This is a genomic window from Sphingomonas carotinifaciens, from assembly GCF_009789535.1.
GTDB classification, from domain to species: domain Bacteria; phylum Pseudomonadota; class Alphaproteobacteria; order Sphingomonadales; family Sphingomonadaceae; genus Sphingomonas; species Sphingomonas carotinifaciens.
Genome location: NZ_WSUT01000007.1, coordinates 1 through 18,101 on the forward strand (window position 1 = coordinate 1; position 18,101 = coordinate 18,101).

At 65.2% G+C, this 18,101-nt stretch carries 16 protein-coding genes; 4 read left to right on the forward strand and 12 right to left on the reverse strand.

Annotation, left to right across the window (positions count from 1 at the left end):
- The 11 genes from GQR91_RS18150 to GQR91_RS18200 form a co-directional block, all read right to left on the reverse strand.
- Nucleotides 1–316, reverse strand: a 316-nt coding sequence (locus GQR91_RS18150) for a sugar phosphate isomerase/epimerase family protein (RefSeq protein WP_164727771.1), incomplete at its 3' end; no start/stop codon positions are given.
- Nucleotides 317–922: 606 nt separating this feature from the next.
- Nucleotides 923–2,032, reverse strand: a complete 1,110-nt coding sequence (gene ribB, locus GQR91_RS18155) for a 3,4-dihydroxy-2-butanone-4-phosphate synthase (protein WP_149683049.1) — start codon at nucleotides 2,030–2,032, stop codon at nucleotides 923–925.
- 2 nt (nucleotides 2,033–2,034) lie between these two features.
- On the reverse strand, nucleotides 2,035–2,976 hold the full coding sequence (locus tag GQR91_RS18160) for a fumarylacetoacetate hydrolase family protein (protein WP_149683050.1): 942 nt from the start codon (nucleotides 2,974–2,976) through the stop codon (nucleotides 2,035–2,037).
- A complete protein-coding gene (locus GQR91_RS18165) occupies nucleotides 2,973–3,758 on the reverse strand; it encodes a cyclase family protein (RefSeq protein ID WP_149683051.1) in 786 nt (261 codons plus the stop codon). The genes GQR91_RS18160 and GQR91_RS18165 overlap by 4 nt, the downstream gene beginning before the upstream one ends.
- Complete coding sequence (locus GQR91_RS18170) at nucleotides 3,755–4,912, reverse strand: alpha/beta hydrolase family protein (protein WP_149683052.1); 1,158 nt, start codon at nucleotides 4,910–4,912, stop codon at nucleotides 3,755–3,757. Before GQR91_RS18170 ends, GQR91_RS18165 begins: the two co-directional genes overlap by 4 nt.
- A gap of 5 nt (nucleotides 4,913–4,917) precedes the next feature.
- On the reverse strand, nucleotides 4,918–5,820 hold the full coding sequence (locus GQR91_RS18175; protein WP_149683053.1) for a VOC family protein: 903 nt from the start codon (nucleotides 5,818–5,820) through the stop codon (nucleotides 4,918–4,920).
- Nucleotides 5,821–5,881: 61 nt separating this feature from the next.
- Entirely contained in the window at nucleotides 5,882–8,200 is a 2,319-nt protein-coding gene (locus tag GQR91_RS18180; RefSeq protein ID WP_149683054.1) for a TonB-dependent receptor, read from the reverse strand.
- Between the two features lie 125 nt (nucleotides 8,201–8,325).
- Nucleotides 8,326–8,778 (reverse strand): nuclear transport factor 2 family protein, encoded by a 453-nt coding sequence (locus GQR91_RS18185; RefSeq protein ID WP_149683055.1) that lies wholly within the window; start codon nucleotides 8,776–8,778, stop codon nucleotides 8,326–8,328.
- Nucleotides 8,775–11,120, reverse strand: a complete 2,346-nt coding sequence (locus GQR91_RS18190; protein WP_149683056.1) for a beta-glucosidase — start codon at nucleotides 11,118–11,120, stop codon at nucleotides 8,775–8,777. Before GQR91_RS18190 ends, GQR91_RS18185 begins: the two co-directional genes overlap by 4 nt.
- Complete coding sequence (locus GQR91_RS18195; protein ID WP_149683057.1) at nucleotides 11,117–11,683, reverse strand: NADPH-dependent FMN reductase; 567 nt, start codon at nucleotides 11,681–11,683, stop codon at nucleotides 11,117–11,119. The genes GQR91_RS18190 and GQR91_RS18195 overlap by 4 nt, the downstream gene beginning before the upstream one ends.
- Before the next feature lie 4 nt (nucleotides 11,684–11,687).
- On the reverse strand, nucleotides 11,688–12,791 hold the full coding sequence (locus tag GQR91_RS18200; RefSeq protein ID WP_149683058.1) for an LLM class flavin-dependent oxidoreductase: 1,104 nt from the start codon (nucleotides 12,789–12,791) through the stop codon (nucleotides 11,688–11,690).
- A 128-nt stretch (nucleotides 12,792–12,919) separates the two neighbouring features.
- Here GQR91_RS18200 and GQR91_RS18205 point away from each other — a divergent pair, with 128 nt between their 5' ends.
- The 4 genes from GQR91_RS18205 to GQR91_RS18220 all read left to right on the forward strand — a co-directional run bounded on the left by GQR91_RS18205 (nucleotide 12,920) and on the right by GQR91_RS18220 (nucleotide 17,463).
- Nucleotides 12,920–13,588 (forward strand): TetR/AcrR family transcriptional regulator, encoded by a 669-nt coding sequence (locus GQR91_RS18205; protein WP_149683059.1) that lies wholly within the window; start codon nucleotides 12,920–12,922, stop codon nucleotides 13,586–13,588.
- A gap of 85 nt (nucleotides 13,589–13,673) precedes the next feature.
- The gene (locus GQR91_RS18210) at nucleotides 13,674–14,303 is read left to right on the forward strand and encodes a gluconate 2-dehydrogenase subunit 3 family protein (protein ID WP_149683060.1); all 630 of its coding nucleotides are present in this window, start codon (nucleotides 13,674–13,676) and stop codon (nucleotides 14,301–14,303) included.
- On the forward strand, nucleotides 14,303–15,997 hold the full coding sequence (locus GQR91_RS18215; protein WP_149683061.1) for a GMC oxidoreductase: 1,695 nt from the start codon (nucleotides 14,303–14,305) through the stop codon (nucleotides 15,995–15,997). Before GQR91_RS18210 ends, GQR91_RS18215 begins: the two co-directional genes overlap by 1 nt.
- 140 nt (nucleotides 15,998–16,137) lie before the next feature.
- Entirely contained in the window at nucleotides 16,138–17,463 is a 1,326-nt protein-coding gene (locus tag GQR91_RS18220; protein ID WP_149683062.1) for an MFS transporter, read from the forward strand.
- A gap of 252 nt (nucleotides 17,464–17,715) precedes the next feature.
- Here GQR91_RS18220 and GQR91_RS18225 read toward each other — a convergent pair whose 3' ends face one another.
- On the reverse strand, nucleotides 17,716–18,090 hold the full coding sequence (locus GQR91_RS18225; protein WP_149683063.1) for a C-glycoside deglycosidase beta subunit domain-containing protein: 375 nt from the start codon (nucleotides 18,088–18,090) through the stop codon (nucleotides 17,716–17,718).
- Nucleotides 18,091–18,101 lie beyond the last annotated feature (11 nt).

Consider the following 18,101-nt stretch of genomic DNA (forward strand, 5'->3'; position numbering starts at 1 on the left):
GGAAACCCGATGCTACGATCAGGTTCGGCTTGCCGAGGATGGCCGTCGCCGCGATTGTCTCGCGCACCGCCGTGACCATCGCATCGCGCTCGGCCGGGTCGACGATCGAGCGGCGCGGATCGACGCACAGGCTGGTCAGCCGCATGCCGGTTTCGTCCAGGACCGCCGCCATCGCCTCGATCGGCTTGTCGCGCCACAGGTGGAATTCGGCGAGGTCGAAACCTGCGTCCTTCGCAGCACGCAGCCGCTGGGCGAGGTCGCCCGCTTCGACGAACTGCCATTCGATGCAGGTGGATAGTGCATATACCGCAGACATAGGACCTTCTCCCATTCTACGGCCCCGTGGTGCGCACCGCACCCGTATGCCTGGCGAGTCCGTGCCCGCTATTTTGTTCGGTGGTTCGTACAATGTTCGGTGCAATAATCAAGTTCAGCGGCGGGAAAATGCCGCTTGCGCGCTCACGGTGAATCATATCGGCCCGATGCCGTTGCCCGTGTGGACATAGGCTTCGAACAGGTGGAACCGCTTGGGCGAGGACCTGGCCAATCGGTTGCCCGTAGTGTCGCCGAAACAGGGCAGCACCGACGAATGAAACGCACCGGAGCCGTGCCCGCCACGGACCGCGGGATATGGGTGGTTGTGGATATGAAAATATCCAACCCGTCCGGCGCGGGCCAAGTGGTCGCAACCTCGTGGCGAAAGCGCCGCCATAGCGCGGCCGCCGCTATAGCTGGCACATCAGAACAGGATGCCGGCCATCCAGAATGATCCGACGAGCGCGGTAAGCGCACTGATCGCCATCGCCGCACAGCGTGCGTCATCGAACTGGCGCGCGCCGTTCTGATCCTTCGTTCGCATCGTCCTACTCCCGTAATGACCGCCCCGGGATCATCCGTCCTTGTGGCGTTAGGTTGAAATTCGTTACGCGGCCTCCCGAAGCGGCCGTTCGCCGACGATCCTGAGGCCGTAGCCATTGAGGCCGACGAGCGTGTGATGGGTGTTGGTGAGCAGCACCATGTCCTCGACGCCCAGTTCGTTTAGGATCATCGCGCCGACGCCATAGTCGCGCAGTTCCTCCATATCGGGCACCGGCGCACCGCTGCGGGCATGGATCGCGAGCGTCAGGCCGTCGGGGCGCGGACGGTTGATGACGACGACGACGCCTGCCCCTTCCTCACCGATGATCCGCATCGATTGCTTGAGCAGTCCGCCGCGGTCGCCGCCTTCGCCGAACAGGTCGGCGAACGGGGAGAGCGCATGCATCCGCACCAGCGTCGGCTTGCTCGGATCGATCAGCCCCTTGACCAGCGCGACCTGCTCGCTGCCCGTCGCCTTGTTCCAGAACGACATGGCGCGCCACTCGCCGCCCCATTCGCTCTCGAACACGGTCTCGGCACGCTTCTCGACCAGATGATCGTGGCGGCGGCGATAGGCGATCAGGTCGCGGATCGTGCCGATCTTGAGGCCATGCAATTGCGCGAAGGCGACGAGGTCGTCCATCCGCGCCATCGTCCCGTCCTCGTTCATGATCTCGCAGATCACGCCCGAGGGGTTGAGGCCGGCGAGCCGCGACACGTCCACCGCCGCCTCGGTATGGCCGGCACGCACCAGCACGCCGCCTTCGCGCGCGACCAGCGGGAAGACGTGGCCCGGCGTCACGATCTCCGATGCTTCCTTCGACGCATCGATCGCCACCGCAATGGTGCGGGCGCGGTCGGCGGCAGAGATACCGGTCGTCACCCCCTCGCGCGCTTCGATCGAGACGGTGAAGGCAGTTTCGTGCCGCGTGCCGTTGTTGCGCGCCATCAGGTCGAGGCCGAGCTGCTGCGTCCGCGCCTTCGTCATCGCGAGGCAGATCAGCCCGCGTCCGTGCCGGGCCATGAAGTTGATCGCATCGGGCGTCGCCATCTGCGCAGGGATGACGAGGTCGCCCTCGTTCTCCCGGTCCTCGTCGTCGACGAGGATGAACATCCGCCCGTTGCGCGCCTCGTCGATGATCTCCTCGGGGCTCGAAAGGAAGGCGTGGTCCATCGTCACCCTCGCACCACCTGCTGATCGAGCCGCCCGAAGCGATCGCCCGCATGCATCGCGACCCGATCGCCAAAGCGCAGGAACGGGGTCTGCGGACTGCCATGCTCGATCATCTCGATCGCACGGCGTTCGGACAGGCAGGTCGATCCGACCTCCGCATGGTTCGCGTTGGACACCGTGCCCGACCCGATGATCGTGCCCGCCGGCAGGTCGCGGGTGCGCGCGGCATGGGCAATCAGCTCGTGGAAACCATATGCCATCGCATCGCCTAGCGGGCTGCCGAACCATGTACCGTTCACTTCCACGCTCAGAGGCAGGCAGACACGGCCATCCCGCCACGCGTCGCCCAACTCGTCGGGAGTGACGGCAAACGGCGCAACCGAGCAGGCGGGCTTGGCCTGCACCCAGCCGAAGCCGGTCTTCATTTCGATCGGCGCGATCGCGCGCAGCGACCAGTCGTTGAGCAGCAGGATCAGGTGGATGTGCCCCAGCGCGTCGTCCGCGCTGCACCCCATGGGCACATCGTCGGTGACGATCGCGAACTCGCCTTCGAAATCGATGCCGTCCGCCTCGCTCGGCAAGGCGACATCCGCGTGTCCCGACAGAAAGCGGTGCGACATGCCCTGATACATCAGTGGCCGGTCGGTCTCGATCGGCGGCAGCCGGAACGCCTGCTGCATCAGCTCGCCATGGGTCGCAAAGGCCGAACCGTCGAGCCATTGCCACGCACGCGGCAGCGGAGCAAGCAGGGTCTCCGGGTCGAGCGGCTCGCCCTGTCCCGCATCGAGGCGCACGGCCAGCGCGCGTAGCACCTGCTCGCAGCGGTGCCATTGGTCGAGCGCCGACTGCATCGTCCCGTCGGTCGGCAGATAGCGGGTGCCGTCGCCCGAAACGACGATCAGCGCACCGTCACGCCTACCGTTGGCCCTGGTTGCGAGCCTCACTGGTCGTCCTCAAAAATGGCGACAGCGCGACACCAGCCCGCCGATCCGCGCTTCACCTTGACCGGCAGGCACGACACGGTGAAACCGGTCGCGGGCAAGGCGTCGAGATTGGTCAGCTTCTCCATGTGGCAATAGCCGATGTCACGCCCGGCCTTGTGCCCTTCCCATACCAGCGAATAGTCGCCGGTCTCCGCGACCTTCGCGGCGGTATGGCTGAACGGTGCGTCCCAGCTCCATGCATCGGTGCCGGTGACCCGCACGCCGCGCGACGTCAGGTACATGGTCGCGTCATAGCCCATGCCGCAACCCTTGCCGAGAAAGTCAGGCCGCCCGAGCGCTGCGCCGGCGGCCGTGTTGACCAGCACGATGTCGAGCGGGCGCAACGTGTGACCGATCCGCGCCAGTTCGGCCTCGACCTCGGCCGCAGTCACGACATGGCCATCGGGCAGGTGCCGGAAGTCGAGCTTCACGCCGGGTTGCAGGCACCAGTCGAGCGGTACCTCATCGATCGTCAACGCCGGCTTTCCGCCATCCATGGTAGGATGATAATGCCACGGCGCGTCGAGGTGCGTTCCGTTGTGCGTCGAGAGCGTCAGCGTCTCGGAGGCAGCGAAGCCTGCGCCCCCGGCCATGTTGTCGGCGGTGATGCCGGGAAAGAACATCGCCGCCTCCGCCACCGTCTCGGCATGGGTTTGCCGGATGATGGTCGGGCGCATGAACGGTGGGTCGGTGACGACGTCTGGATCGAGTGCGATCGACAGGTCGAGGATGCGGCGGGTCATGCGGCGTGCCCGCCCAGCGTTTCGGCGAACCAGTCGGCGATCAGGTCGCGGCCATAGGCCATGTTGTCGGCGCCGACATGCTCGACACCGCCTTCGCGCGCGGTGAAGATCATCTTTTCACGGCGCGGCGAGTTGACGAGTTGGTCGTAGAGGTCGTCGGCATAGGCGACGCCGATCTGGCGGTCGTTGGCACCGTGGGTGACGAGGAACGGAACCATGATCCGGTCCATGTGACCGTTGAGGTTCATCGTCTCGGACTTCGCCAGAAAGTCGTCTTGGCCGTTGGCACCGAACGCCCAGTGGGCGTGCTTCCAGTAATGCGGGACCGGGTTCTCGCCCTCGCGCGCCATGCGCTTGTCCTGCACCTCGCGCCAGTTATGGTTCGCGCCCCATACTGCGCCGCTCGCGAAGCGCGGTTCATAGGCGACGGCGCGTGGTGCGAAATGACCGCCCAACGATATGCCGGTCATGCCGATGCGAGCCGGGTCGACATCGGGCTGATGCTCGAGCCAGTCGACCGCCTTTGATGCCCAATGTTCGCTGTGCGGATCGACGGGCAGGTCCTGCAACCGCAGCGCCTCGCCCGACCCTGGCTGGTCGACGCACAGCGTCGAGATGCCGCGCCGCGCCAGTTCGTGCGGCAGTCGCGTCCAGAACAGCAGTTCCTTGCAGCTGTCGAGCCCGTTGCAGAACACGACGACGGGCTTGGCGCCCTCGCCCGGTGCGCGGGTGTAGAGTGCCGGCATCGTGCCGGTCGCCAGCGGTATCTCGACCCGCTCGCGGTTCAGCTGCCCGAGCACCGTCGACCGGTCGAACGCTTCCCGAGCGCGCGCATAGGTTTCCTTGCGGCCCGGCGCACCGTGCCCCTGCATCCGCTCGGCGGTGAACAGGTAGAGCGATGCCCGCTCCAGCTTGTTCGACGCCGAAAAGGCACGCCCGTTGGCCTCGTCTTCGGCGGCGAGGTCGATCAGCTTGTCCCCCATCGCCGCCCATGCCGCCATGAACCGCGGCGTGCCGGCATCGGCACCCTTGGCCGCCGCGTCCTTGAGCGGTTGGCACATGTCGATGATCTCACCGAGCTGTGCGCCGCTCTCCATCGCGATCGCGACCGACAGGTTCCAGATGTAGTTCGGGAAGGGTTCGTACAGCGCCATCGTGCTTACGCCACCGCCGCCTGCCACAGCCCGGCATCGGGCGATGGCTTGGGCATGGTCTGGGGTCCGCCGAAGCCGCTGCCCCACTGGTCCATCGTGTCCGGCTTGGGCACATGGACCTGATGCTGGTGATGGTCGTCATCGACCTCCTCCAGCTCGGACGTATATTCGACGACATTGTTGTTGGGCGTGGTGAAGTAGCTGAAGGTATTGTTGCCTGCCGTGTGGCGGCCCGGCCCCCATTTGATGTCGACATCGTTGCGCTTCAGCCGGCCGACGCCGCGCATCATGTCGTCCATCGTCAGCACGTCATAGGCGACATGGTTGAAGCACGGCGGCCCCGGCAGGAACGCCAGCCGGTGGTGCCAGCTGTTGCAGCGCAGGAAGCACATGAAGTCGCCCAGCCAGTCCGATACGCGGAAGCCCAGCGCCTTTTCATACCATGCGACCAGCGCCTTGTGGTCGGGCGAGTGCATGACGACATGGCTGATCTTGACTGGGATCGCCTCGCCCTTGGCCAGTTCGCGCTTGGTGCCGCGCTCGACATCGGCCGAAATCTGGAGCGTGAAGCCGTTGGGATCGAAGAAGCGGAAGCCATAGCCGCCGCCCAGCGTGTCGAGGTCGTGCGGCTCGCTGATGATCTTGCCGTCATTGGCCTTGACCTGTTCGAACAGCGCATCGACATCGGTGCGCGTTTCGGCGGCCCAACCGATGACGTCGATCCGCTGCGTCGCGTCCTCGCGCAAGCGGACGACATACTTCTCGTCGGTGCCCTCGGCGGCGAAATAGGCCATGCCGTCGTCGGCGGGGACTTCGGTCAGGCCCCAGACATCGGCATAGAAGCGGCGCTCGGCCGCCAGGTCGGGAACGGCATAGCCGACGAAGCGGATTTCGGACACGCGGGCCATGTTCGTCTCCATCATGAAGCAGAAAACGGGCCGGCGCTCGCGACACCGGCCCAGTTGGGGATCAGAAGCGGAAGGTGCCCTGCACGCCGTAGGTGCGCGGCTGACCGAAGTTCCAGTTGTAGATGTTGATGCCGCCGCCGGTGAAGCCGGCATAGGTCTTCACCCGGTTGTTCTCGACGTTGCGGACATAGCCTTGGATGCTGAGCATATCGCCCGGCAGGTTCAGTTCGAGGCTGAGATCGGTCGTGGTGAATGCCTCGACCCGGTCGCCGCGATAATTGAACGCCGTCAGATAATATTCCGACTTGAACCGGCTGAATCCGTTGGCGACCAGTTCATAGCCGCCGCCAAGGTCGATCGACTTGTTATAGTTGATGCCGATCGTCCACTTCGGGGCTTGCGGCGCGGTGTTGCCGGCCAGATCGAGCGTCAGCCGCGGGACGTTTGCCGGCGGATTGGCCAGCGTCGGTGCCGGGATCCCGGCGAATTCCTGCAACTGGGCATCAATATAGTTGACGATCAGGCTCAACCGGTCGCGCGGCGACAGCTTGATGGTGGTGTCGGTTTCGATACCCCAGACCCGGCTCTTGCCCGCGTTGAACGTCCGCGCGCCGACCGTGGTGTCGATATAGACCTGCACCTGCTGGTCCGAATAATCATAATAGAAAGCCGATGCGTTGAATTCGAGCGTGTTGTTCAGGAACCGGTTTTTCGATCCGATTTCATAGGCCGTCAGATTTTCGGCATTGAACGCGCCGACCAGGTCGAAACCGCCGCTTTTGAACCCGGTGCTGACCTTCGCATACAGCAGGTTGTCGCGTGCCGGCTTGTACTCGACACCCGCCGTCCACGTGACCTTGTCCTCGGCATAGTTCGGGAAGGCGCGAACGGCACCGGCACCGCTGCCGTCCGAGGGCGGACGAACCATGTTCTGGGTGCGGAAGAAGCCGTAGTTGATATATTCGGCGTTCTTCTTGTCATCGGTGTAGCGCACACCGCCGGTGAAGCTGAGCGTATCGGGCACCAGCCAATAGGTTGCTTGGGCGAAGGCGGACTTGGATTCCGACTTCACGTAGGGACGGTAGAAGAAGTTGGCGAAGGCACTGGCGAGCGGCAGATACAGACCGCGCGCGATGATCTGGTTTTCGTGGAAGTAGAAACCGCCGACCTGCCAGACGAAGCTGCCCTGCGCGCCGCCGTTCAGCCGGACTTCATGGCTGTGGGTGCGGGTGTCGTAGCGGTCGTTGTAGAAGGTGAACTGTTCGGGCAGGAACCCGTTCTGCGGCAGGATGACCTGGTTGTCGACGTGGCGATAGCCGCCGATATAGGTCAGCGTCGCCGGCCCGAAATCATAGGCGACGCGCCCGCGCACCGCATATTGCTGGCTCTTGAAGTTACCGCGACGGCCTAAGGGGAAGCTGGCGGGATCGAAGTTCGGGGGCAGGTCGACGAAGCTCGGGACCAGTCGCTGCGCCAGCGTCGGGTAGGTCGCGGGCGGTGCGACCGATGCCGGCAACTCGGTGAGGCCGGGCGTCGCCGTATTGACCGCCAAGCCATATTGCACCGGCCCCGTCTGGTTCACATCGACATATTCGCCCGCCAGATACACTTCGAGCGCACCCGGAGCGAACAGGATGCTGCCGCGCACCGCATCGACATTGGCATCGTCACCCTTGCCCGCCAGCGAGCCGTTGTCGACATAGCCGTCATGTTCGTTGTGCAGCCCGGCGATGCGGATCGCAACATCGTTGCCGAGCGGAACGTTGACGGCGCCGGTCGCGTAGATCGCGTTGTAGTTGCCATAGCCGGCGGTCGCCGACCCTTCGAAGCTGCCGAGCACCGGCTTGGCCGCGACGATGTTGAGCGCGCCGGCGGTCGAGTTGCGGCCGAACAGCGTACCCTGCGGCCCGCGCAGCACTTCGATCCGTTCGAGATCGAAGAAGTTCGCATTCAGCGCAACCGGGCGATTCACATATTCGCCGTCGATCGAGACGGTCAGCGCCGGGTCGGCGCTTTCCGAAATATCCTGGCTGGAAACACCGCGGATCGCGATCTTGGTGAAGACCGAGTCGGGCGTGATGCCGAGATCGGGGGCGAGGCGCTGCAGCCCGCTGACGTCGGTGACCGCTGCCTTGGTCAGGTCGGCGCCGCTGACCGCACGGATCGCGATCGGCGTATCCTGCAACCGGGTCGTAATCTTCGTCGCGGTCACGACGATATCGGCCAACTGATCATCGCCGGTCTGCGGCGTTGTCGTTTCATTGGCGCTGGTCGGCGGCGTAGCCCCGGTCGGTTCGGCGGTCTGCCCCCATGCCGGGACGGTCATCCCGAGGGCGGTGCTAGCAAGCGCCATGCTGGCGATGCGGCGGATCGTCGTCATACGGTCCCCTCTCCATGATATCGGAGGCGTATCCGCCCCTCGTTCAGAACTAGAATTGCTATTCTATTTAACCGGTAAGTCAAGCGACTGAATCGACGTTCGCGTCGATTAATTTTCGTCGATCGTCAGAACATCGGATGCGGGTTGGCGGCCTTGGCCGGGATCGGCTGGATCACGTCCCAATGCTCAACGATCTTGCCGTCCTTGAGCCGGTAGATATCGGCCACTGCCCCGCCCGCATTGTTCGGGTCGGTACGCCCGTGCAGGTGGATCACCGCGAGGTCGCCATCGACGATGATCCGCTTCACGTCGAACCGCGCGCCGGGCATCGCAAATTTGGGCGCGAGCGCCGCGACCGCAGCTTCCCGCCCGTCGGGCAGGCCGGGATTGTGCTGGATATAGTCCGGCACCACGAACTTCGCGAACGCCCCCGCGACATCGCGATGACCGTAGAATTGTTCGGCAAAGGCCGTCACGATCGCGCGATTGCGCTCGGTTTCCGATGCGCGCGGACGCGCCGGCACCGCAGCGGCGATCAGCGCTGTCGCAACGATGGCGGAGGTGACGAACCTACTCATAAGGCGATCTCCATCGAAAACAGCAGCCGGTCGCTCGCCGGACCGACCGAAACACGGGCCTTCGGGTCGGGACGCCGCCAGCGATCGCCCTGCCAGATGCGGAACATGCGTGGTTCGGGCACGACACGAACCACGGCGGTTTCCCCGGCGGCCAAACGGACCTTCGCAAAACCGACCAGCGCGAATTCGGGATCGTGGCGATAGAGTTGCACGACCTCGCTGGCCGCCCGCGTCCCGACGTTGCGCAGGGTGAGCAGCACGTCTGCGCCATCGGCAACCGCATCGATCCATTCGAACCGGCCATAGCCCTGCCCCGCGCCGAAGGCGTAGAGCGGCATGCATTCGCGCGAGACCAGTCCGCGATAGCCGACCAGCACGTCGTCGTCGTACCGCAGGTCGCCCGCCGCATCGGGCTGCAACGCCAATGCCGGATAGTCGCCTTCGCTGCGTGCGAGCGTTACGGGCAACCGTCCGCCCGGTTCGGTGTCGCCCGCCAGGACGGCCGCCAGCGCCGGGCCATATCCCTCGCCCGGATACCAGGCGGAGAGCAGCGCCGATGCGCGTCCGCCCCAGCTTGCGTCGAAGGCATGGCCGATATTGGCGACGATCGCGACATGCGGATTGGCGGCACAGACCGCCTCGATCAGCGCGACCTGATCCGCCGCCAGCGCGGTATCGGCGCGGTCCTTACTCTCGACGCTCGAATCGGAGGTTTCGCCGACCATCAGGATCACCGCGTCGGCGGATTTTGCTGCATCGACCGCACGTGCGAGCATCGCCGCCGCGCTGTCGGGAGTACGGATGCCGTACCACAGACCATGCACCCGCGCGCCGTCATAGGTGAACTCGACCTCGACCAGCACCCGCTGGCCAGCAACCAGTTGCACCTCAACACTGTCCGCATCGCCGCGCTTCAGCGACCCCATGACGTCGGACGCCGCCATGCGTTCGGCATGGTCGTGGACGACGCGGCCATCGACCCGCATCCTCACCGCGCCGGTCGCGCCAACATAGAAACAATGCGCACCGTCCGCCGCAGCGGTGAACCAGCCGCTGGCACGCACGCCGGCAGGCCGATCGAACACCCCTTCGTCATGGACGCCGACGAACCACACCAGCGAATTGGTGTCGCGGACCTCGGTAAAGATCGGATCGCCGGTCAGGTCGGTGTCGGCGAAATAGTCGACGGTCATGCCGCGATCGGTGCCACCTAGCGGCGCGACCGGCATCGATGGCAGGCGCGGTTGCGGATCGACACCCGGTTCATAGACGATTGTCGCATCGCCATAACGCGCACGAATCGCATCGAGCGGGCGCGCCGCATCGGGCGACAGCGCGATCTTGGCAAAGGTGCCACCCTGATAGCAGGGCGAGGCGGCATTGGGGCCGATCACCGCGATGCGGGCATGTCGTCCCGGTACCAGCGGTAACAAATCGCCTTCGTTGCGCAGCAGGACCATGCCGGCCGCCGCCGCCTCGACCAGCAGGGCGTCGGCATCCTCGATCGGCGGCGTCTTGGCACCCGACCAGCGCCGGGCTGCTTTTGCCACGCGATCGGCGGCGTCCGCGAGCCGGTCGGCGGATACTTCGCCACGTTCGACCGCGCCGACCGCCTTCGCACCGACGAACCGGGCCGGCCCCGGCATTTCTAAGTCGAGGCCGCCGTTCAGGCTGCCCGCGGTCGAATGGGTGCCGAACCAGTCGCTGATGAACGGGCCATCAAAACCCCATTCCTGCTTCACGATTGTCGAGATATGATCGTGTTCGGCGCACCAGCTACCGTTGACCCGGTTATAGGCGGTCAGCATCGCTCCCGCCCCTGCTGCCGCGCACAGTTCGAAAGGTAACAGGTAGATTTCGCGCAGCGCGCGTTCGCCGACCATCGCATTCATCCGGTCGCGATCGGTTTCGCTGTCGTTGCAGACCAGATGCTTCACGCAGGCACCGGTCCCGGTCGATTGCAGTCCGCGCGTCCAGGCCGCACCGGCCAAACCGGTCAGCAGCGGGTCTTCGGAAAAATATTCGAACGCGCGTCCGGCGAGCGGGCTGCGCGCCAGATTGACGTTGGGGGCGAGCACCATGTCGACGCCGCAACGCACCGCCTCCCCGCCGACCAACGCCCCGACCCGCTCGATCAGCGACAGGTCGAAGCTTGCCCCCAGTGCGGTGGCGCAAGGCGACAACCGGGCGACATCGCGTTCGTCCACGCGCCCGCTGGCGATACCCATCGGTCCGTCGCTCAGATGCAGCGAAGGAATGTCGGCGGCGGGAATGGCGACGGTGCGCCACATCGATGCACCGGCGGTCAAGCTGGCCTGTTCAGCAATGGCCAGCGCGGTCACGCGATCGGCTCCAGACGGAATGCCATGATTTGACGCGCCATGACGGCAATCTGTCCGGCGATGGCGGTATCGGCCAGTTCGCCTTCGCTGCCGAACGGCTTTTGCGCGATCGAATTGATCGCGATGCCCGCCGGCGTCGGCCAGCCCCGCATCGCATGGACGATGCCGCGTAGCGCAGCCAGCGTGACGCCGCCCGCCTGCCATCCCGCCGCCGATACGATCAGCCCGACCGGCATCCCGTCGAAATAGACGCGTTCGTCGCTGCGCAGATCCTCCAATAGGTCGATCGCGTTCTTGACCACACCCGACACGCCACCGTGATAACCGGGCGTGCCGATCACCAACCCGTCGGCCTCACGCAGCGCGGCGACGAATGCCGCCTGCTCAGAAGTTCGCTCGGGCCGTTCGGGATTGAAGTGCGGCAATGCGGCGAGTGCCGGGCCGTCGAACATCGTCGTCCGCGCGCCCAGCCCTTCGCAATCGGTCAGCACCGCCCGCACGAGCATTTCGCTCGACGATCGCGGGCGGAAGGTGCCACCGATTCCAACGATGTGTCGTGCCATCGCCTCAAGCCTTCCGGAACGCGGGCATGACCTTTTCCGACAGCAGCCGGAGCGTCTGGTCGCCCAGCCGCAGCCGTTCATCGGTCAACGGCCCGGTGGTCGTGCCGCACAGGATGTTGCCGATGCCCAGTTCCTCGTAGGGCTTGAGATGTTCAACCACCGTTTCGGGCGAGCCGTACAGGCACCATGTCCCGATCCAGTCTTCGGTCAGCGCGTTGGGCGTCCGGTCGGTCTTCTTGTTGGCGTCGGTGGATTCGGCGCGGGCATTGAATGCCGCCTCGCGTTCGATCGCGTCCTGATACGCGCGCAGGATCGCCATCATCTCGTCGCGGGCCTGTTCGTCGCTGTCGGCGACATGGACGAGCTGATAGGTGTGCGTCGTCCAGTCGAGCGCGCGGGCGATCTTGTCGGCGCTATGCCCCGCCTCCTCCAGCATCGTGCGATAGATGCCGAAGAATTTGGCAACATGGGTCATCGGTTCGGTCCCGCCGATCTTGGGCGGGGTGAAAGCCGGGATGAAGGCCGGCCAAGCATTTTCGGCGGCACGTCGTGCGCTCGATTCCTTCATCGCCACCGGCATCAGCCGGGCATGCCCCTCGCTGTACGGGGCGGGCGCGATGCGTTGCAGGACGCGGCCCTGATGCGGACCATTGTCGATCTCGACCGCCGGGTCGTTCATCGTCTTGGCCCAGAGCTGCTCGGCGAGCGCCAAGTTCTTTTCCGAGATCGCGCCGGCATCGCGATAGTCTACGCCGAAGCCGATCATCTCCTCGGGCGTGGTACCCGAACCGACGCCGACCAGCAGCTTGCCGTCGGTCAACTGGTCGAGGATGTTGATCCGTTCGACGAAGCGTACCGGGTGATGCAGCGGCACCGACGTCACCGAAAAGCCGAAATGCATGTGTGGGAACTTGGCCGCCAAATACGATGCGAACATGTAACTGTCGCTGGCGATCGGCATATATCCGTTGAAATGATGGTCCGGCAGGAACAAGGCATCGAAGCCCAGCGCCGCAGCGCGTTCGGCATGGTTGGTCAGGTTGTGGATGAGCGCGCGGTCCTGCTCCGGCGCCATCGAACGTGCATTGAGGAACACCGAGAAACGCATCCGACCTCTCCCTTTTCGCGCCCGGTTATCCCGGTGCGCGGTTGCCGCCCGTTGCCGAGAGGACTAAACTGAAATTAGAACTGCTATTCTGATATGCTTCCGATCCGGGGGCTGTCAATGGGGTGCCGATGGATATCGAAACGATCATGGCGAAGGCGCGCGTGCCGCAGCAGGGCCGCAGCAAGGCCAGCTTCGAGCGAATGCTGGCCACCGCCGAGGAACTGATGACGCAGCGGGGTTCCGACGAATTCACGCTGAACGAGGTGGCGAAGCACGGGAAGGTTTCGATCGGATCGATCTACTGCCGGTTCGATAGCAAGGACGATCTGGTCCATGTCGTGCAGCTGCGCGTGCTGGAGCGAGTCGATACCGACATGCTGGCGGCGATCGCGGGAGTGCAGGAACGTGGCGGCGACTTGATCGACAAGGTCCATGATCTGGTCCAGTCGATTGCCGACGTACTGCGCCGCTATGCCGAGGTGATGCGCCCGCTGATGCTGCGGGCGAGCGGCGATCCCGTCATCGCATCGATCGGCAAGCGCAGCTATTCGCGGACCAGCGAAGCGGTGATCGACGCGTTGCTGACCTGCGAACGGGAGATACGCCACCCCAATCCGCGCCATGCCGCCGATGCCGGGTTCCGCATCGTCTATGCCGCGATCGCCCGCTATCTGGGGTTCGGTTCGTCGCTCGACGCCGCCGGTGAAGGCGACTGGAATCAGTTGAAGAATGACCTCGGCGACATGCTCGCGGCCTATCTGGCGACCGCGCCGAAGGGAAACCGCCAGCCCGCTTGACAACGCCCCCCATCCACGTTCAAATCAGAATAACAATTCTGATAAGTGCCGCATTAGCCGGCGCGTAAATAAGGATGAGGGCGTCATGGCCGAGAAGGGCTGGACCCGGCGCGACACTCTGGTCGGGGCTGCGCTGTTCGCACTGGTGGTCGGGATCCCGGTCGCGGCGGTGCGGATGACCGACACCGGCGAAGCGGTGACCGACCGGCAACGCGCGATATTGCGCGAAGCGGCGCAAGTGGTGATCCCGCGCACCGCCACGCCCGGGGCCGGCGATATCGGCGCGCATGATTTCGTCATCCTCGCGCTTGCCCATGGCCTCGACGGGACGCGCGCGCCCGCGGCCGGCGCGGCGCTGCCGGCAACGGTTGCGCGGCATCTGCGGGGTGACGGGACGCTCGATTATCTCGATTGGCTCGAATGGCAGCTCGACACGCGGTCGCAGGGCGATTTCCTGCGCGCCGCACCGGCGCGGCGGCAGGCGGCGCTGGGCGCCGTCGATGCCGAAGCCTTTGCGCCGACCGATCGGGATGCCACCGAATCACCGTGGAAGAAGCTGAAGGCGCTGATCCTGACCGCCTATTACACCTCCGAAACCGGCGGCTCGCGCGAGCTGCAATATGAGCTGGTCCCCGGAAAATGGGAACCGGACCTCCCCTTTGTTCCCGGCAGTCGCGCATGGTCTAGCGACTGGACCGCGGTGGAGTTCAGCTGATGAGCGATACGATGTTCGATGCGATCGTGGTCGGGTCGGGAATTACCGGCGGTTGGGCGGCCAAGGAGCTGACCGAGGCCGGGCTGAAGGTCCTGATGCTCGAACGCGGCCCCATGATCGAGCATGGCGCGGGCTATGTGAACGAGACCAAGGCACCGTGGGATTTGGAGTTTCGGGGGCTGGGCGACGCCGCGCTGTACGAGACCGACTATGCGGTCCAGCGCAAGAACCGCCACTTCACCGAATTCACCCAGGACCGGTTCGTCAACGATCGCAAAAATCCGTACACGACCGAGGGCGATACCCAGTTCAACTGGTGGCGCAGCCATGGGCTGGGCGGACGATCGCTGTCCTGGGGGCGGCAATGCTATCGCTGGTCGGATTATGACTTCGACGCCAATCGCCGCGACGGGCACGGCACCGACTGGCCGATCCGCTATGTCGATATCGCTCCCTGGTACGACAAGGTCGAGGAGTTCGTCGGCGTGGCGGGCATGGCAGAGGGGCTGCCACAACTCCCCGACGGCCGCTTCCTGCCGCCGATGGCGCTGAACCCGGTCGAAGAGCACATGCGGTCGGTGATTGCGGAACGCTGGCCCGGGCGGCGGCTGACGATCGGGCGCAACGCGAACCTGACCGAGGCCAAGCCCGATCAGGGCCGCGCGGCATGCCAGTACCGGTCGATCTGTCCGCGCGGTTGTTCCTATGGAGCCTATTTCTCGACGCAGAGCGCGACGCTTCCGGCCGCGCAGAAGACCGGCAACCTGACGCTCGTCACCGATACCGCGGTCGAGGCGATCGAGCATGATCCCGCCACCGGCCGCGCGACCGGCGTCCGCTTCATCGATACTAAGAGCGGCGAGCGCAAGCGCGCCAAGGCGCGGATCATGTTCCTGAATGCGGGCTCGTTCAACAGCGTCGGCGTGCTGCTGCGATCGGCGACCGAAGCCAACCCGAACGGTCTCGGCAATTCGAGCGGCGTGCTCGGCACCCATATCATGGACCATGCGCAGACCGTCGCCGGCATCGCGATCATGCCGGGGTTCGAGGGGCACACCTATTTCGGCAATCGCCCGACCGGCGTGGTCATACCCCGCTTCCGCAACCTCGACACGATCGACGGCAAGGGGCATTCGCGCGGCTTTTCCTATCAGGGTGGGGCGTTCCGTGCGGCCTGGACGCGGGGCAAGCGCGATGCCGGCATCGGCACCGACTATAAGGACGGGCTGCGCGAGCCGGGTCCGTGGCGGATGGTGCTGGTCGCCTTTGCCGATTCGATCCCGCGGGCGACCAACCGCATCACGCTCGACCCGACCGTGAAGGACTCGATCGGTCTGTCCGCGCTGCGCATCGCGTTCGAGCATGGTGCCGAGGAACGCGCCGCGCTGGCCGATGCCAAGGCGGAGGCTGCGGCTATGCTGACCGCCGCCGGCGGCCATGTCATCATGGGTCTCGACCAGCCCAGCCCCGGCGGCTCCGCGATCCATGAGATGGGCGGCGCGCGGATGGGGCATGATCCGCGAACCAGCGTGCTGAACAAATGGAGCCAGGCGCATGACGTCGCCAACCTGTTCGTCACCGACGGCGCACAGATGTCGTCCTCGGCCTGCCAGAACCCGTCGCTGACCTACATGGCGCTGACCGCGCGCGCCTGTGCCACGGCAGTGTCGATGCTGAAGGAAGGCGCGCTCTGATTCCAGTCTGCTAGCGGGCACATCCCGCCAGGTGCCGCAGGAGCGGCGCCGCCCGGAGTGAATGACCATGTACCGTGCCGCCTGTATCGAAAGGCCGTTCGTTGCCGACCGCCACCGCAACGCGCCGGGGGTCTGACGTCATGGTGGGGGTACGGGACACGCTTCCCGCCGAGTTGCCGCCGCTCCGGGGGTCGGCGAAGCTTGCTTATGGGTTAGGCGACTTCGGGTTCGGTCTGTCGTGGAACATGGTGGGCGCGTTCCTGCTGTTCTTCTACACCGATGTCGCACTGTTGCCCGCGGCCGCAGTCGGCACGCTGCTGCTGGTATCCCGACTGGCCGATGCGGCGATCGATCCGGTAATTGGGATACTGGTCGACCGGACACGTGGGCACAGTGGGCGCGCACGGCCGTGGTTCAAATGGGGTGCGGTCCCGTTCGGGCTGTTGTGCGCCGCGACCTTCTGGATGCCGCCGCTGGGCGAAAATGGCCGGCTTCTCTGGGCGATCGCGACCTTCGCCGCGCTCGGCATCCTGTTTTCGGCGATCAACATTCCCTACGGCGCGCTGCTGCCGATGATGACCAACCGCAATGGGGAACGACTGACGCTCGGCAGCTTGCGCGCCGCCGGCACCGCGATCTCGGTCATCGTCGCGACGGCGGCGACCATGCCGCTGGTAGGGGCATTGGGTGGTGGCGATCAGCGGCTCGGGTTCCTGATCGTTGGCGGGCTGTTCGGCCTCGTCACCACGCTGACGACGCTCAACCTGTTGCGCTGCCCCGAACAAGTCCATGCCGTCGAACCGCCGAGCCGACAGGCGATCTGGCCGCAGGTACGCGCGATGTTGGCCAACCGGGCGTGGAACACGGTGTTCCTGTTCGCGCTGCTCAATTTCGTCCGCTTCGGCGCCGTGCTCGCGATCACGCCATTCTTTGCGATCAACGTACTCGGCAAACCGTGGATGATCTCGATCCTGCTGCCCGCGGTATCAGGCACGCTGCTGATCGGATCGGTCATCGCCCCGCCCTATTTCAAGCACCTGGGCATGCGTCGCGGCAATCTAATCGCGCTGCTGGCGGCGTTGCCGCTGTTCGCCGCGTTGCCGCTGGTCGAAGGATCCACCGCCGGTTTCCTGACGCTCTACCTGCTGGGATCGGTGCTGCTGAGCATCACCATGACCGCGATCTTCGCCATGGCAGCCGAGGCGATCGAATATCACGAACAGCTGACCGGCACCCGCAACGAGGGACTGTTGTCCTCGGGCATCAGCCTGTCGACCAAGATCGGCATGGCGGTCGGCGGTGCGCTGGTGGCGTTCGGCCTCGCCAGCATTGGCTATGCGCCGGGCAAGGGCGGCGCCGAGGTCGTGTCCGGCCTGCGCTGGTTGTATTACGCACCGATCGTCGCATGCCTGGTCGCGCAGATGGCGGTGATCGCACGCTATCCGGCGATCGTGCGGCCCGGCTGAGCGAGAGCGGCGGTATAAGGGCGGTGCCCCGCTCGGACGCCCCCTTCTGCCGTCACCCTGGACATGTTCCAGGGTTCACTGCTCGGCGAGCGATGCGGAAGAAGCTCCAGCGACACCGAACGCGGCATGGTGGACTTCCGAACAAGTCCGGGGTGACAAAGATGTGCGCGGATCAATGCTTTTCGTACCGGAACCAAAAAGGGGGCGGTGTCCCGTCGGACACCGCCCCCTTTTTCTCCGAACCGAGACCCGTCAGCGCAGCGTCAGCGTCTTCGCGTCCTTGGTCGTCGGCACGAACGGCAGGTAGGAAATTCGCATCGTTTCGGCCAGTTCGATATGGTGGTCGCCGGGCGTCAGGCCACCGCTGCGCTTCACCACGACCACGGCCTTTTCGCCGAAGTTCCAGCGGTCGCCATACTCGCTCTCCATCTGGTCGAGCGTCCAGGTCCGGCCGCGCAAGGTCACGCTGATATCCTCGCGCGGCACCGCCTCGCCATCGACGCTGACCGCGACATTTTCGATCATCGAGAGGCCGAGGCCGCGATAATAGGGCAGCCGCGCCTCGATACTGAAGCCATCGTCAGTGGCCTTCAGGCTGTCGTCCACGATTATCTTATTGTCGAACATCTGGGGGTCCT